Below are 15,096 nucleotides of genomic sequence, written 5' to 3'. Positions count from 1 at the left end.
AACATGCGCGGCATCCTGAAATGGACGCTCCGGATAATCGGCGTTCTGGCGATCGTCGCCATCGGTATCGGCCTTTGGAAACGCGAGGAAATCGCGCGGCTCATGGCGGTCAACACGCTTTTCGAGTCCGAGCATATCGTCCAGAACTTCTCGAACATGGACAGCGCCTTCCTGCACACGCCCGTGCCGCGCGGCGACGCGCCCGTCATGCCCTTGCCCCCGGGGAATCCCATCACCCTGACCCAAGGCACACAGGATTGGATCGAAGATCGCGCCGTCACCTCGCTGCTGGTCCTGCACCAGGGCGAAGTCGTCCACGAAAGCTATCACCTCGGCACCGCACCGGATGATCGCCGCATAAGCTGGTCAGTGGCCAAGTCCTTCCTGTCCGCGCTGATGGGCGTCGTGGTGGACGAGGGCCAGATCGCCTCCCTCGAGGACCCGGTCACGCAATACGCGCCCGCGCTGAAAGACAGCGCCTATGACGGGGCCACGATCCGCAATGTCCTGCAAATGACCAGCGGCGTGCGCTTCGACGAGGATTACCTTGATTACGATTCCGACATAAACCGCATGGGCCGCGTGCTTGCTCTGGGCGGCACGATGGACGGTTTCGCCGCCGGGCTGGAGGCCCGCGACACGCCCCCGGGGCAGCGCTGGCAATACGTCTCCATCGACACGCATGTCCTTGGCATGATCATCCGCGGCGCCACGGGCCGCGACATCCCCTCGCTTCTGTCGGAAAAGATCATCGCGCCGCTCGGGCTCGAATCCGCGCCCTACTATATCACCGACGGCAAAGGCGTCGCCTTCGTGCTCGGCGGCATCAACCTGACCACGCGCGACTATGCCCGCTTCGGCCTGATGATCGAACAGAACGGACAGTTGGGCGGCCAGCAGGTGGTGCCCGCCGACTGGATCGCCGCGTCCACGGAACCAAGCGCCCCGACCGAGCCGGGACAAATCGGCTACGGCTACCAATGGTGGATCCCCGAGGGCTCGGAGCCGGGCCAGTTCATGGCGCGCGGCATCTACGGGCAGTATATCTATATCGACCAGGCGCGCGACGTGGTCATCGTCACAACCGCCGCCGACCGCGCCTTTCGCGAGCCGGGCGTGAACGATGCCAACATCGACATGTTCCGCCGCATCGCGGGCGCGCTCTGACGCCGCGACACACCGCCTCCCTTGCCCCGCTTCCGCCGGGCGTGCAGGATGTGGCCAACCGGATCAGGGAGCATCGCATGGCAATCGAAATGGACACCTCCGTCAACGTGCTGGGCGGCAAGCTCGAAAGCTGCTCCACCGCGCCGATGACCGGCTTTTTCCGCGACGGGCATTGCAACACATGTTCCGAAGATCAGGGCAGCCACACGGTCTGCGCCCTGATGACCGCCGAGTTCCTCGCCTATTCGAAATACGTCGGCAACGATCTCTCCACGCCGCGCCCCGAATTCGGCTTTGACGGTCTCAAGCCCGGCGACCACTGGTGCCTCTGCGCCGGCCGCTTCCTGCAAGCCCATGACGAAGGCTGCGCGCCCAAGGTGCGGCTCGAGGCGACCCACGCCCGCGCGCTCGACATCGTGCCCATCGACGTGCTGAAACAGCACGCCTCCGGCGAGACTTCGTAAGGCCCTCTCGCGCCACTTCAGATGCGCTTTCAGGTGTCCGCCTGCGATCCACACGGTGATCGAATGCTGCGAAAGCCTGCACGGCATTCGGCAGAAATTCAGGAACTCGCATCGCAACGACACGTTCTTTCTCCGGGACGTCAATACCGGAGGAGTGACGCCACACCCGTCCTCCCGACCGTTTGAAAAAACGAAAGGAGACATGACGATGAAAACCCTGACAACAACGATCCTGACTTCCGCCGCGCTGGCCACAGCCGCCCCCGCGCTGGCGCAACAGAGCGACGGCGAGACCGACATGTCCGCCTTCTGCGAAACCGCCTTCATGCCGGCCGACCAGAACAAGGACGGCTTCATGAGCGAACAGGAAATCAAGGACGCGCGCGACGCCGAATTCGCTGCGCTCGATCTCAACAAGGATGGGTCGGTCGACCGCGAGGAAATGGTCAACTGCATCGGCAAGGCCGAGCAGAACAACCGCGAAGCCATGACGCAGGCGGGCAACGACAAACCCGACTGGGCTGATCTCGACGCCGGCGACAAGACCGAACTCAGCGTCGAGGAATACCAGGACCTGACCAACAAGGCTTGGCGCACCGATGACAGCGACATGAAATCGGCCGTGTCCACCGACACCGACAATGCCGAGGAATTCGCAAAAACCGCCGTCGACCGCTTCAAGATGTATGACAGCGACGGCGACGGCATCATCACGCAGGCTGAATATGAAGGCGAAATCGACAAGGACTGGAGCGAGAAGGCCCTGCAAAAGCGCTTTGACGCGATGGATGCCGACGGCTCCGACTCGCTGTCGCCACAGGAATACCGCGGTGCCGGGACCAAGGCGCTCGACATGACCGCAGGCACGTCCGAAAGCAAAAACATGGACAGCGGCGACAGCGCCGATGCCTCGGACAGCAGTAACACCAGCGCGAGTGAAACGCAAAACGCCAGCGACGAAACCACCGTTCCGGTCGTGATCTACTACTACTCGCTCGTTTAGGCTGACGAAGATCTGCGATCCGAATGACGATGGAACGGCGCGCCGGACCTCACCGTTCGGCGCGTTTTCTATCTCGCGGCGCCAAGCGTCGTCGAGAGGACCTGTGTGATGTGGTTTCGCCCATGGCAACCTATCGCCAGAATCGCGTGCCCCGTTGGTGCTGACTTGCTCTGCATCCTCACGGCGCTACCTCTACCGCATGTACTGCGCCAGTCGGCGCGTTAGTACCAGTAAGCGAAGGAATCCCGCATGCGACGCATTATTGCTTTCTCCGCTACCGCTATCCTGCTTTCCAGTGCGGCCATGGCCGACGACACTGTCGCTGACTCCAACTCCGGGACCACGCCGGAACAGCTGGAACTCAACGCAGCTGGTTTTCTTTTCGACGACTCGATTCGCGAAGACGGCGAGGCCGATCCAGACGGCGACGAAGCCGCAGACGGCGATCGCGGCAACGATGAAGACAGCTCGGACGACAAAGACCAGGAAACCGAGGATGAAAAAGACGACGACTGACCGTCCTCACGCCTTGCCCGGGGGTGTGGCGCCCTAGTCGCCTTCACCCATCTCGAAGCCCAGGTGCCGCGCGACGGTAAAGATGTCCTTGTCGCCCCGTCCGCACATGTTCATGCACAGGATGTGATCCTTCGGCAGGTCAGGCGCGATCTTCATCACGTGGGCCAGCGCGTGGCACGGCTCCAGCGCCGGGATGATCCCTTCGGCCTCGCAGCACAGCTTGAACGCCTCCAGCGCTTCCTTGTCGGTGATCGACACGTATTTTGCGCGCCCGATCTCGTGCAGCCACGAATGCTCTGGCCCGATCCCCGGGTAATCGAGGCCCGCCGAAATCGAGTATCCCTCCAGGATCTGCCCGTCATCGTCCTGCAGCAGGTAGGTCCGGTTGCCATGCAGCACCCCGGGACGCCCGCCGGTCAGTGACGCGCAGTGTTCCATCTTCTCGTTCACGCCCTTGCCGCCGGCCTCGACGCCGATGATGTTGACCTCTTTGTCGTCAAGGAACGGGTAAAACAGCCCCATCGCGTTCGACCCGCCGCCGATGGCCGCGATGATCGTGTCGGGCAGACGGCCCTCGGCCTCCTGCAATTGTTCCTTGGCTTCCTTGCCGATGATCGACTGGAAGTCGCGCACCATCGCCGGATAGGGATGCGGCCCCGCCACCGTGCCGATGCAATAGAACGTGTCGCGCACGTTGGTCACCCAGTCGCGCAGCGCGTCGTTCATCGCGTCCTTCAGCGTGCCGCGACCGCTGGTCACCGGGATCACCTCTGCACCAAGCAGCTTCATGCGGAACACGTTGGGTCGCTGGCGTTCCACGTCATGCGCGCCCATGTAGACAACGCATTTCAGCCCGAACTTGGCACAGACCGTGGCGGTGGCGACCCCATGCTGGCCCGCGCCCGTCTCTGCGATGATCCGGGTCTTGCCCATGCGCCGCGCCAGCAGGATCTGCCCCAGCACGTTGTTGATCTTGTGTGCGCCGGTGTGGTTCAACTCGTCGCGCTTCATGTAGATCTTTGCGCCGCCCAGCCGCTCGGTCAGACCTTCGGCATGGTACATCGGGCTCGGCCGGCCGACGTAATGCTTCCACAGGAAATCCATCTCGTCCCAGAAGCTCTGGTCGGTCTTGGCGTTCTCGTACTGCTCTTCCAGTTCCAGGATCAGCGGCATCAGCGTCTCGGACACGAAGCGCCCGCCGAAATCTCCGAAACGGCCCTTCTCGTCCGGGCCGGTCATGAAGGAGTTGAAGAGATCGTTCATGGTCATCATCCCTGTTTGCTTGCGCCTCAATATGGCACGGGCCCACCGTTTTCCAGCGCATTCCTGTGCGACACGCGGCCCCGAGAATATTCGTACGAATATTCTCGGGCGCTCACCTCATCCGAACGACATAACCAGTGCTCAGCAATTCCGGCTCGGCCAGCAGGAAGGGCCGGAACGACGGCGTGGTGTAAATCACCTCCCACGCGCCCGAGGCCGCAAGCTTGTCCAGAACCGGCGGAAAGCCCTGCTCCTCGTACGTCGCATCCAGCAGGTTGAACACGCCAATGCCCCCGGGCCGCGTCACCCGAGCCAGATGTTCCAGCGTCACCGGCGGCGCATGGCCCGGCCCGAACGCCCCAACGCAGACGAACCCTGCAAAGGCATCATCGTCAAAGGGCAACCCGACGCCGGTATCGGCCACCTCCAGTTGCTCGTAGGCCCCGGTCCTGTCGGCAAACTTCAGCATATCCGGAGACAGGTCGCAGCCGACGACCCGGCCATATTCCATCAGCCGCAGCGTCTCGCCCACCAGCCCGGTGCCACAACACGCGTCCAGCACCGGCGCGTCCGTCTCGCCCAGATACCGGCCCAACAGCGCCGCGCCCAACCCGGGCAGGCGGAAGCCCTGGCTCAGGCAATCGGCATCATAGCCGGTCGACCAATTGTCATAAATCGCCCGCGATTCCTCGGGCGTCTTGGCTCCGTAAACATCGTCCAGATCCTGCTTGTCCATGCGTCTCTCCTTTGCTTCAACTTGGGCAAAGCGAACCGAAGCGTCAATCCAGTGTCAGCTTGAACCCGGTATGCGACGCCACGAAGCCAATGCGCTCGTAAAATCGGTTGGCATCGTTCCGGGTGGCGTTCATCGTCAGCTGCACCAACGTGCACCCCGCGGCCCTCGCCCGCGCCTTGACGTCCTCGAACATCGCCTCACCCACGCCCTGCCCACGCTTATAGCCCGCCACGCGCACGCTTTCCACCTGCGCCCGCCGCGCGGCGCGCAGCGACAGCCCGCTGATAAAGGTGATCTGGTAGGTGGCGACGATCCGGCCCGCTTCGTCCTCGCCCACGATCAGATGGTTGTTGCCCTCGTTTCGCATCCGCGCAAAGGCGGCCTCGTAAAGCGCGGGCTCGGCACCCTCGCGCCCCTGCCCCAGCATGTCATCGGTCAAAAGCGCCACCACGGCAGCGACATCCGCCTGTCCCGCCTCACGGAACCGGATCATGCCCGCGCCGCGTCGGCGAAGGCGCGCATCTTGCCGTGGTCCTTGACCCCCGGCGCGCTTTCCAGCGCCGACGAAAGATCAAGCTGCCGCGCCCCCGTCACCCGAATCGCCTCGGCCACGTTGTCCACGGTCAGCCCCCCGGCCAGCATCCACGGCACGGACCACTCCCGCCCCGCGATCAGGCTCCAGTCAAAGCTCTCGGCATTGCCGCCCGGGCGGGTGGCGTCCTTCGGCGGCTTGGCATCCAGCAGGATCTGGTCCGCCACCGCCGCGTACCGGTCGATCGCCTCCAGATCCCCCGCCTCGCGCACGCCCACGGCTTTCATCACCGGCAGGCCATAGCGGGCCTTGATCTCGGCCACGCGTTCGGGGCTCTCCTGCCCATGCAATTGCAACATGTCCAGCGGTACGACGTCCGTCAGCTCGTCCAGCAACGTGTCGTCCGCATCCACCACCAGCGCCACCTTGGCCACGCCGGGCGGCACCGCCAGCGCCATCTCGCGCACGAGCTGGGGCGTCACGTATCGCGGCGATTTCGGGAAAAACACGAACCCTACATAGGCTGCCCCCGCCGCCACCGCGGCAGGGATATCCTCGGGCCGGGTCAGCCCGCACATCTTGATCCGAATGTCCTGCGCCATGACGCAGCGGGTTAGCTGGCCTCGTCCAGAAGCGCAAGCACCTCGTCCTGGTCCTTGTGCTTCTCGCCTTTCAGCCGCCGCACCTCGGCCCGCAGACGCGCCATCTCCCGCGCCTGCCGCGCGGCTGCCGCGCGCTCCTTGGCCTCGCGGATCCATTCCCAGATGAACCCGATTACCAGACCCGCAAGAATGCCGCCGAACATCACGATGAACAGCGGAAGCTCGTAGGACGGGTTCAGCGCCGCCATGCCGCCCAGTTCCTCGGGCAGGATCTGCACCTCGACAAACTGCCGGTTGGCCAGCGCGATCAGGATAAGCGCCAGTCCGAAGATGGCGATCGAAAGGTAACGGATATAACGCATCAGGATTTCCCGTTCAGCCGTTCACGCAACAGCTTGCCGGCCTTGAAGAACGGCACATGTTTTTCCTCGACCTGCACCGACTCGCCGGTGCGCGGGTTGCGCCCGGTCCGGGCATCGCGCTTCTTGACCGAGAACGCACCGAAGCCGCGCAGTTCGACACGGTTGCCTTCGGCCATGGCATTGGTGATTTCATTGAAAATCGTGTTCACGATGCGCTCGACGTCACGCTGATACAAATGTGGATTCTCGTCGGCGATCTTCTGGATTAATTCCGACCTTATCATCGGTTCCCCCCGGGCGTTGTTCTTGGTTCGCGCAGCGTATCGACTTTAACGACTATAGATAGAAAAAGCGCAATTAGGAACTGCAACCTACCGGATAAACTCGGAAATTCGCCGGGAAAAAGCGCGCGACGCTGCCGCGTGCAGTTCTTTGCCTACCCGAAAGACCGGCATCGTGCCCCCCCTGTCGGCAGGGTCCGGCGCATATGGCCATGATTCGGGCGCACCCGGAGGCCTCCTGTCGCTCGGGCGTGCAATCGGCTCGAATACGGTGCGCGGTGCGCGAAAACCGCCTCGGATCAAGGACCCGCCGGCAGACCGGAACAAGACGAAAAAAGGCCCCGCGCATTTGCGGGGCCCTTCCAATTTCCAAACCGTAGCCGGCTTACTTGTCGTCGTCGCCTTTCAGCGCGGCGCCAAGGATGTCGCCCAGCGAGGCGCCCGAATCCGAGCTGCCATACTGTTGCACGGCTTCTTTCTCTTCGGCGATCTCGCGTGCCTTGATCGACAGGCCCAGACGGCGGGTCTTGCTGTCGACGTTGGTCACGCGCACGTCGACCTTGTCACCGACCGAGAAACGCTCGGGGCGCTGTTCGGAACGGTCACGCGACAGGTCGGAGCGGCGGATGAAGGATTTCATGCCTTCGTATTCCACCTCGATGCCGCCATCCTCGATCGAGGTGACCTCGACGGTGATGATCGAGCCGCGCTTCACGCCGCCCACGGCCTCGGCGAACTTGTCGCCGCCCAGGTTCTTGATCGACAGCGAGATACGCTCTTTCTCCACGTCCACTTCGGAAACGACCGCCTGCACGACGTCGCCCTTCTTGTAGCTCTGGATCGCGTCTTCGCCGCGTTCGTCCCAGCTGAGGTCGCTGAGGTGGACCATGCCGTCGATGTCGCCTTCCAGGCCGATGAACAGGCCGAACTCGGTGATGTTCTTGACCTCGCCCTCGACCTCGGTGCCCTCGGGATGGGTTTCCGCGAACACTTCCCACGGGTTGCGCATGGTCTGCTTGAGGCCCAGCGACACGCGGCGCTTGGCCTGGTCGATCTCCAGCACCATGACCTCGACCTCCTGGGAGGTGGACACGATCTTGCCGGGATGCACGTTCTTCTTGGTCCAGGACATTTCCGAGACGTGCACCAGGCCCTCGACACCGGGTTCCAGCTCAACAAACGCACCGTAGTCGGTGATGTTCGTGACACGGCCGGTATGCACCGATTCCAGCGGGTACTTGGCAGCCACCAGATCCCACGGATCGTCCTGCAGCTGTTTCATGCCCAGGCTGATGCGGTGGGTTTCCTTGTTGATCTTGATCACCTGGACCTTGACGGTCTCGCCGATGTTCAGGATCTCGGAGGGGTGGTTCACACGGCGCCATGCCATGTCGGTCACGTGCAGCAGGCCGTCGACACCGCCCAGGTCCACGAAGGCCCCGTATTCGGTGATGTTCTTGACCACGCCGTCCACGGCCTGACCTTCGGTCAGGTTGCCGATGACTTCCGCACGCTGCTCGGCGCGGCTCTCTTCCAGGATGGCACGGCGCGACACAACGATGTTGCCGCGGCGGCGGTCCATTTTCAGGATCTGGAAGGGCTGCTTGAGACCCATCAGCGGGCCGGCATCGCGCACGGGGCGCACATCGACCTGAGAACCGGGCAGGAACGCCACGGCGCCGCCCAGATCGACGGTGAAACCGCCCTTGACCCGGCCAAAGATCGCGCCTTCGACGCGCGCGTCGTCTGCGTATGCTTTTTCCAGGCGGTCCCAGGCTTCCTCGCGGCGGGCCATTTCACGGGAAATGACGGCTTCGCCACGGGCGTTCTCTGCCGAGCGCAGGAACACTTCGACCTCGTCGCCCACTTCGATTTCGGGCGCTTCACCGGGATTTGCGAATTCCTTGAGTTCGACGCGGCCTTCCATCTTGTAGCCGACGTCGATGATGGCTTGTCCCGCTTCAACCGCGATGACCTTGCCTTTGACAACCGATCCCTCTTGGGGCGTGTCCATTTCGAGGCTTTCATTAAGGAGGGCCTCGAATTCCTCCATCGATGCGTTTTGAGCCATGTGGCGTTTCAATCCTAACGTTTCGTTGTGTCCGGCCGCGCGGTTGTCTCCGCCGGTCTTCAGGGTTTCGTTGGTCAGACGGGCCGCCTCATATACGCAAAACAAAGAGGGCCGGTATTCCCGACCCTGCTCGCTCTCAATGCTCTGCGGCGGTTCCGCCTTGTCGACGAGGGGCGCTATAGCCCGCTCGGCCATGACAATCAAGGGGTTTCGTGCCCTTCGGCCTTCTCCAGCAGCCGCAGCTGCAGGTACGCGCCCGGCGTCCGGCGCATCACGCTTTGGCCTTTGAACGGCCCGTTGGGGTTCGACACCTCCACATGCACCTCGCCGCCCGCCGACAGGTCGACGTAAAGGATGTTGCTGGCGCACCAGTCAATCGTGGCTCTCAGCGTATGCTGGGTCGCCGCCACCTCGACGCTCAACTGGCTGTTGCGCTTGATGTGCCCGACCTCCTCGCCGGTCACGCTCAGCCGGTAGGCCCGGAACCTGTCCATCCATCCGCCACCGCGGTGAAAGGTGATGGTCGCCGTCACAGCACCGCACGCACCCGCGCGACCTCGGCACAGGCCGCTTCGACCGCGCCTTCGATCGACAATGCCGTCGTGTCCAGCAATATCGCGTCAGATGCGGGCTTCAGCGGCGCCGTGGCCCGCGCCGAGTCGCGTTCGTCGCGCTGGCGCAGGTCAGCCAGAACCTCGTCATAGGTCGTCTCGGCCCCCTTGCTCACCAGTTCTTCCAGCCGCCGTTGTGCGCGCACGTCGTCGCTTGCCGTCACGAACAGCTTCACGTTGGCGTCGGGGCAGATCACCGTCCCGATATCGCGCCCGTCCAAGACCGCGCCGCCCGCCCGGGCCGCGAAGGCGCGCTGAAACTCCACCAGCGCGGCGCGCACTTCGGGCACCGCGGCCACCCGGCTGGCGGCCTGTCCCACCTCGGCAGAGCGCAGGTCGTCCGCTTCAAGGTCCTCGGCCGTCAACGCGCGCGCGGCATCCACCGGCTCGGTCCCGTCCAGCGTCCGCCGTCCCGTCGCGCGGTACAGCAGCCCTGTGTCCAGGTGCGCGAACCCGAACCGCTTGGCCACCGCACGCGCGACCGTGCCCTTGCCCGCCGCCGCCGGCCCGTCGATCGCAACCGTGAAACCCATCTTCTGCCCTGCCTTGTTCAGCCCGCCGCGCGCACGATACGCCCGCGAACACTCTGTTTCCGTATTCCGCCCGGCTTTATGGGTCAAAACACCCCAGTACGGCAAGAAAAAGGCAAATCCTCCCTATTCCTGGCGTCTTTCAAGCCCACATCGAGCCTATGAAAAGTGATGCTGCCAAAACCATGAGTAACGATCAATCAACGGATACACCCGCAATCCAGCTTGGACCTCCCGCACCGAGGCGACGCTCGCGCCCGTTCGTGCGCCGCGCCTGGGGCCAGGGGCTCTTGTCCGGCCTGCCCTTCGCCGAGGTGGTCCTGCTGGCGGGGTTCCTGATGTCCGCGGGCATGTTCCTGACCATCGACCACGAACCTGCCACCACTGAAGCCGGTGATGCCCGGCCGGACGCCCATACGCGCTAATCCGCGCGCCGGTCATTCGCTGATCGTGTGGTGATGAGGCTTGGAGCGGGTAGCGGGAATCGAACCCGCGCGTTCAGCTTGGGAAGCTGACAGGCTACCATTACATCATACCCGCCTGCGCGACCGCTAGGTATGACGCCGGTTGTCCCCGGTCAAGACGGATTCGGCGCAGCACCGCCTCATTCGGCCGCCCGCACCCCTGTATAGGTATAGGTTTCCACGTCCCCGTCCAACGTGCTGGCCACCAACAGGCCGACCCCCATTTCCGGCAGGTAATGATAGCGCTCGGTATAGGTCGGGTTGTCGTTGAAGGTCAGGTCGATCTCGAAGGCCGGATAGGCGCAAGCTCCCAGCTCGATCGTCGTCATCGGCCCCGATGTCGCTGTTCCCCCGCCGCTGCTGTCGTTGCGCCATTCCGCGTCGGGACGGGGTTCGTCCCACTCCTCCAGATCGGCGTAACTGGCGAAGACATCCTTCTGTCCGACCCTCACGACCCCGTCCTCGATCGGTGTCGAACTGGCCAGGTAAAGCCCGTGCCGCGTCTCCAGGACCGACCCCGAGCCGTCGGGAAACTCGGTCTGGATCAGGATTTGTTCCGGGGCAAAGCGCCGGTGCGTCTCGGTCATCCCGTCGCGGGTCTCGAACACCACGCCGGTTTCTAGCGCCTCGGCGCCCGGGCATGCCATCGCGGGCAGGGCCGTCGCTGCGGTTGCAAGGAAAAGGGGCAGCAAAAGGGATTTCGGTGTCATATCGGCCAGATCAATCAGTTGCGCCACGTCGGGCAGGAAAATGAGAAACACGCCGCCGCAGCGGACGCGCGGGGGCCATGGCCCTACTCTGCGCAATCACCCGCCGCCGCGCAATCCCTTGTCTGCCGTCGGCTCAGCCGCGCCGCCGCCGGCGCCGTCCGCCCTCTTCCCCGCCGCCGGTATTGAACGACGGGTTCGGCAAAGGCGCGACCTTGGCCAGTTCCGGGAACGGGTCGGTCTTGTGCGGAATGGCGTTCGCGGCCACGAAATGCTCCTGGAACTTGGGTTCGATGGCGGTCTCGACCTTGGTGATCTCGCGCACGACCCGCTCGATCTCGCGCCGCGCGCCCACGTTGCACAGCGCGATCCGTGCGCCCGTGCCTGCCGCGTTGCCCGCACTGGTCACCTTGTCCAGCGGCACATCGGGGATCATCCCCAGCACCATCGCGTGCTTGGCGCTGATATGCGCACCAAAGGCCCCGGCCAGCACCACGCGGTCCACCTTGTCCACGCCACGCTCGTCCATAAGCAACCGCGCCCCGGCATAGAGCGCCGACTTGGCCAGCTGGATCGCCCTGATGTCACCCTGCGTCACGGTGATGCGCGGGCCACCCTCGGCCGTGGCGTCATGGATGAGATACGAATGCGTCCGCCCCTCGGCCACCATCCGCGCGGTTCCGGTCGCCTCGGCCGATCCGATCAGCCCGCTTTCATCCATCAGCCCCGCCATGCGCAGCTCGGCCACCGCCTCGATGATGCCCGACCCGCAGATGCCGGTGATCCCGCCAGCGCCCACTTCCTCGGCAAAGCCGTCTTCGTCCGACCACTTCTCCGAGCCGATCACGCGGAACCGCGGCTCTTTTGTCTCCGGGTCGATCCGGATTGCCTCGATCGCGCCGGGCGCCGCCCGCTGCCCGCTGGAAATCTGCGCCCCTTCAAAGGCCGGGCCGGTGGGCGAGGAACAGGCCAGAACCCGGCTCTTGTCGCCCAAAAGGATCTCGGCATTGGTGCCCACATCCACGATCAGCGCCAGATCCTCGGATTTCCCCGGCTCCTCGCTCAGCGCCACGGCGGCACAATCCGCGCCCACGTGCCCCGCAATGCAGGGCAGTACGTAGACCCGCGCCCGCGTGTTGATCGCGCTCAACTCCAGTTCCCGTGCCTCCAGCGCCATGCTGTCCGACGTGGCCAGCGCAAACGGCGCCTGCCCCAACTCCACCGGGTCGATCCCCAGCAGAAGGTGATGCATCACCGGGTTGCAGACAAACACCGTCTCCACGATCAGGCTCGGATCGATCTCGGCTTCCTTGGCGATTTCCTCGGCCAGCGTGTTGATCGCCTCACGCACCGCGCGGGTCATCTCCTGGTCGCCGCCGGGGTTCATCATCGCATAGCTCACCCGGCTCATCAGGTCCTCGCCGAACCGGATCTGCGGGTTCATGATGCCGGAACTGGCCTTCACCTCGCCGCTTTCCAGATCGGTCAGATGCGCCGCCACCGTGGTCGATCCAAGGTCGATCGCCAGCCCGTAGAGTCCGCTTTCGTGCAGACCCGGCCAGATCTCGATCACCCGCGGCACGCTGTCCAGATGCGACTGGTGCAGCGCCACGGTCACCCGGAACTTGCCCTTGCGCAGCACCGGCTGCAACTTCGACAGCAGCGTCAGGTCGGCGGTGATCTCGGGGATCTCCCACTGTTCGCGCAGCGCCCGCTCCAGCCGCTCCAGGTCGCCCGTCGGCTCGTGCATGTCCGGCTCGTCCACCTCGACGAAATACAGCCGAGTCGCCGGGTCCATCTGGATCACGCGGGCCGAGGCCGCCTTGCGCACCACCTGCTTGTGCACCTGGCTTTCCGGCGGCACGTCGATCACGATGTCGCCCATCACCTGCGCCTGGCAGCCCAGCCGCCGCCCCGCCTTCAGCCCACGCTTCTGATCATAGCGCTCCTCGACCGCGTTCCACTCCGACAGCGCGCCCTGATGCACGGTCACGCCGTGCTTGGAAAACTCGCCATAGCCGGGCGTGATCTGGCACTTGGAGCATATCCCCCGCCCGCCACAGACCGAGTCGAGGTCGACACCCAACTGCCGGGCCGCGGTCAGCACCGGCGTGCCTTTCGGGAACCGCCCGCGCTTGCCCGAGGGCGTGAATACCACCAGTGGATCGGTCTCGTTCATCTTGCATCGCCTTTGGCCAAAGCACGTCCCAGCGGCACCATACCGCTTTCCCGCGCCGCCGAAAGCCTGCGACCGGCAGAATCTGGCACGCCCGCGACCCCGAAAATTCATACGAATTTTCGCCGCCAAAGATTATTCGTACGAATAATCTCCGGCTTCTGGCTCAGACGCGCCTGATCTTTGCCCCCAGCGCGGTCATCAGCGTCTCGAATACCGGAAAGGACGTGGCGATCGGCCCGCCATCATCAACGCTTACGGGCGCTTTGGACGCCAGCCCCAACACCAGGAACGACATGGCGATCCGGTGATCCAGATGGCTGGCACAGGTCGCACCGCCCGGCACGCCACCCGCGCCCATGCCTTCGACGATCCACCAGTCCTCGCCCTCCTCGACCGTCACGCCACAGGCGCGCAGCCCCGCGGCCATCGCGTCGATCCGGTCGCTTTCCTTGACGCGCAGTTCCTTGACCCCGCGCATCACCGTCCGCCCCGTCGCGCAGGCCGCAACGACCGACAACACCGGGTATTCGTCGATCATGCTCGCCGCGCGCTCGGGCGGCACCTCGATGCCCTGCATGCCAGGCGAAAAGCGCGCCCGCAGGTCCGCCACCGGCTCGCCGCCTTCCTCGCGCTCATTCTCATAGGTCAGGTCCGCGCCCATCTCGCGCAGCGTGGTGAACAGCCCCGCCCGCGTCGGGTTCAGCCCGATATTGGGCACCAGCACGTCCGACCCTTCGGTGATCAACGCCGCACAAACCGGGAAAGCCGCGCTCGACGGGTCGCGCGGCACGACAATGGTCTGAGGCGTCAACTCGGGCTGCCCGGTCAGTGTGATGACGCGGCCCTCCTCGGTGACCTCGGTCGAGATCTCGGCCCCGAACCCGGCCAGCATCCGCTCGGTATGATCGCGCGTCGCCTCCGCCTCGATCACCACGGTCTGCCCCGGCGCGTTCAACCCCGCCAGCAGTACGGCCGATTTCACCTGCGCCGACGGCACCGGCACCGCGTAGCGCACCGGCACCGGCTCCCGCGCGCCCACAATCGTCATCGGCAGACGCCCACCCTCGCGCCCGACGGCGCGCGCACCGAACAGCGCCAGCGGGTCGGTCACCCGTGCCATGGGCCGCCCGTTCAGACTGGCATCCCCGGTGAACGTCGCGGTGATGGGCGAGGTCGCCATCGCCCCCATGATCAGCCGCACGCCGGTCCCCGAATTGCCACAGTCGATCACGTGGCCCGGCTCGGCAAAGCCGCCGACACCCACCCCGTGCACGTGCCAGACGCCGTCCGCGTCTCGCTCCACCTCGGCACCCATCGCCCGCATGGCCTTGGCCGTGTCCAGCACGTCCTCACCCTCCAGCAGGCCGGTCACCACGGTCTCGCCCACGCTGAGCGCCCCAAGGATCAGGCTGCGATGCGAGATCGACTTGTCGCCGGGCACATGCGCCTCGCCTTTCAAGCCAGAGGACAGACTGGATTGCATCGGAACGGGCGCGCCATGACCAGACATCGGACATCCTTCTTTCAACACTTGTCCCGCTGATAGCGCAGCCCCCGGTCAGCGTCCATCACGCCTTTCCTCTGGCCATGAATATCTGGGGGGGGGGG

17 protein-coding genes and 1 tRNA gene are annotated in these 15,096 nt (G+C 64.6%); 5 read left to right on the top strand and 13 right to left on the bottom strand.

Going from position 1 to position 15,096, the window contains the following annotated elements; translation table 11 throughout:
* Positions 1-3 precede the first annotated feature (3 nt).
* The 4 genes from RBB18_RS16055 to RBB18_RS16040 all read left to right on the top strand — a co-directional run bounded on the left by RBB18_RS16055 (position 4) and on the right by RBB18_RS16040 (position 3,150).
* A complete protein-coding gene (locus RBB18_RS16055; protein WP_306111362.1) occupies positions 4-1,167 on the top strand; it encodes a serine hydrolase in 1,164 nt (387 codons plus the stop codon).
* 77 nt (positions 1,168-1,244) lie between these two features.
* Positions 1,245-1,631: a DUF2237 family protein gene (locus tag RBB18_RS16050; RefSeq protein WP_103763457.1), complete on the top strand. Its 387-nt coding sequence runs from the start codon at positions 1,245-1,247 to the stop codon at positions 1,629-1,631.
* Positions 1,632-1,839: 208 nt separating this feature from the next.
* A complete protein-coding gene (locus RBB18_RS16045) occupies positions 1,840-2,634 on the top strand; it encodes a hypothetical protein (RefSeq protein WP_306111363.1) in 795 nt (264 codons plus the stop codon).
* A gap of 249 nt (positions 2,635-2,883) precedes the next feature.
* Positions 2,884-3,150, top strand: coding sequence for a hypothetical protein (locus RBB18_RS16040; protein WP_306111364.1), 267 nt, complete (start codon positions 2,884-2,886; stop codon positions 3,148-3,150).
* Positions 3,151-3,183: 33 nt separating this feature from the next.
* On the opposite strand, the gene trpB is transcribed toward RBB18_RS16040, so the two are convergent.
* The 9 genes from trpB to cmk form a co-directional block, all read right to left on the bottom strand.
* Positions 3,184-4,413 (bottom strand): tryptophan synthase subunit beta, encoded by a 1,230-nt coding sequence (trpB, locus tag RBB18_RS16035; RefSeq protein ID WP_103763456.1) that lies wholly within the window; start codon positions 4,411-4,413, stop codon positions 3,184-3,186.
* A gap of 112 nt (positions 4,414-4,525) precedes the next feature.
* On the bottom strand, positions 4,526-5,149 hold the full coding sequence (locus RBB18_RS16030) for a class I SAM-dependent methyltransferase (RefSeq protein WP_306111365.1): 624 nt from the start codon (positions 5,147-5,149) through the stop codon (positions 4,526-4,528).
* 43 nt (positions 5,150-5,192) lie between these two features.
* Positions 5,193-5,642, bottom strand: a complete 450-nt coding sequence (locus tag RBB18_RS16025) for a GNAT family N-acetyltransferase (RefSeq protein WP_306111366.1) — start codon at positions 5,640-5,642, stop codon at positions 5,193-5,195.
* Positions 5,639-6,283, bottom strand: coding sequence for a phosphoribosylanthranilate isomerase (locus tag RBB18_RS16020; RefSeq protein ID WP_306111367.1), 645 nt, complete (start codon positions 6,281-6,283; stop codon positions 5,639-5,641). Before RBB18_RS16020 ends, RBB18_RS16025 begins: the two co-directional genes overlap by 4 nt.
* 11 nt (positions 6,284-6,294) lie before the next feature.
* The gene (locus RBB18_RS16015; RefSeq protein WP_103763331.1) at positions 6,295-6,645 is read right to left on the bottom strand and encodes a lipopolysaccharide assembly protein LapA domain-containing protein; all 351 of its coding nucleotides are present in this window, start codon (positions 6,643-6,645) and stop codon (positions 6,295-6,297) included.
* A complete protein-coding gene (gene ihfB / locus RBB18_RS16010) occupies positions 6,645-6,929 on the bottom strand; it encodes an integration host factor subunit beta (RefSeq protein ID WP_057792171.1) in 285 nt (94 codons plus the stop codon). Before ihfB ends, RBB18_RS16015 begins: the two co-directional genes overlap by 1 nt.
* A gap of 382 nt (positions 6,930-7,311) precedes the next feature.
* A complete protein-coding gene (rpsA, locus tag RBB18_RS16005; protein ID WP_103763455.1) occupies positions 7,312-8,997 on the bottom strand; it encodes a 30S ribosomal protein S1 in 1,686 nt (561 codons plus the stop codon).
* Positions 8,998-9,197: 200 nt separating this feature from the next.
* On the bottom strand, positions 9,198-9,530 hold the full coding sequence (locus RBB18_RS16000; protein WP_306111368.1) for a hypothetical protein: 333 nt from the start codon (positions 9,528-9,530) through the stop codon (positions 9,198-9,200).
* The gene (cmk, locus tag RBB18_RS15995; RefSeq protein ID WP_103763454.1) at positions 9,527-10,141 is read right to left on the bottom strand and encodes a (d)CMP kinase; all 615 of its coding nucleotides are present in this window, start codon (positions 10,139-10,141) and stop codon (positions 9,527-9,529) included. The genes RBB18_RS16000 and cmk overlap by 4 nt, the downstream gene beginning before the upstream one ends.
* A 182-nt stretch (positions 10,142-10,323) precedes the next feature.
* Between cmk and RBB18_RS15990 the strand changes: the two genes are divergently transcribed.
* Complete coding sequence (locus tag RBB18_RS15990; protein WP_274593027.1) at positions 10,324-10,563, top strand: hypothetical protein; 240 nt, start codon at positions 10,324-10,326, stop codon at positions 10,561-10,563.
* 41 nt (positions 10,564-10,604) lie between these two features.
* Here RBB18_RS15990 and RBB18_RS15985 read toward each other — a convergent pair.
* The 4 genes from RBB18_RS15985 to aroA all read right to left on the bottom strand — a co-directional run bounded on the left by RBB18_RS15985 (position 10,605) and on the right by aroA (position 14,998).
* A tRNA-Gly gene (locus RBB18_RS15985) sits at positions 10,605-10,678 on the bottom strand.
* 64 nt (positions 10,679-10,742) lie between these two features.
* A complete protein-coding gene (locus RBB18_RS15980; RefSeq protein WP_306111369.1) occupies positions 10,743-11,363 on the bottom strand; it encodes a hypothetical protein in 621 nt (206 codons plus the stop codon).
* An 82-nt stretch (positions 11,364-11,445) separates the two neighbouring features.
* Entirely contained in the window at positions 11,446-13,488 is a 2,043-nt protein-coding gene (locus RBB18_RS15975) for an ASKHA domain-containing protein (RefSeq protein ID WP_306111370.1), read from the bottom strand.
* Positions 13,489-13,651: 163 nt separating this feature from the next.
* Positions 13,652-14,998 (bottom strand): 3-phosphoshikimate 1-carboxyvinyltransferase, encoded by a 1,347-nt coding sequence (gene aroA, locus RBB18_RS15970; protein ID WP_306111371.1) that lies wholly within the window; start codon positions 14,996-14,998, stop codon positions 13,652-13,654.
* Between the last annotated feature and the right edge of the window lie 98 nt (positions 14,999-15,096).

The organism is Roseovarius sp. MMSF_3298, assembly GCF_030733705.1.
In the GTDB taxonomy this organism is placed as follows: domain Bacteria; phylum Pseudomonadota; class Alphaproteobacteria; order Rhodobacterales; family Rhodobacteraceae; genus Roseovarius; species Roseovarius confluentis.
This window is presented reverse-complemented; position numbering and strand designations above follow the sequence as displayed.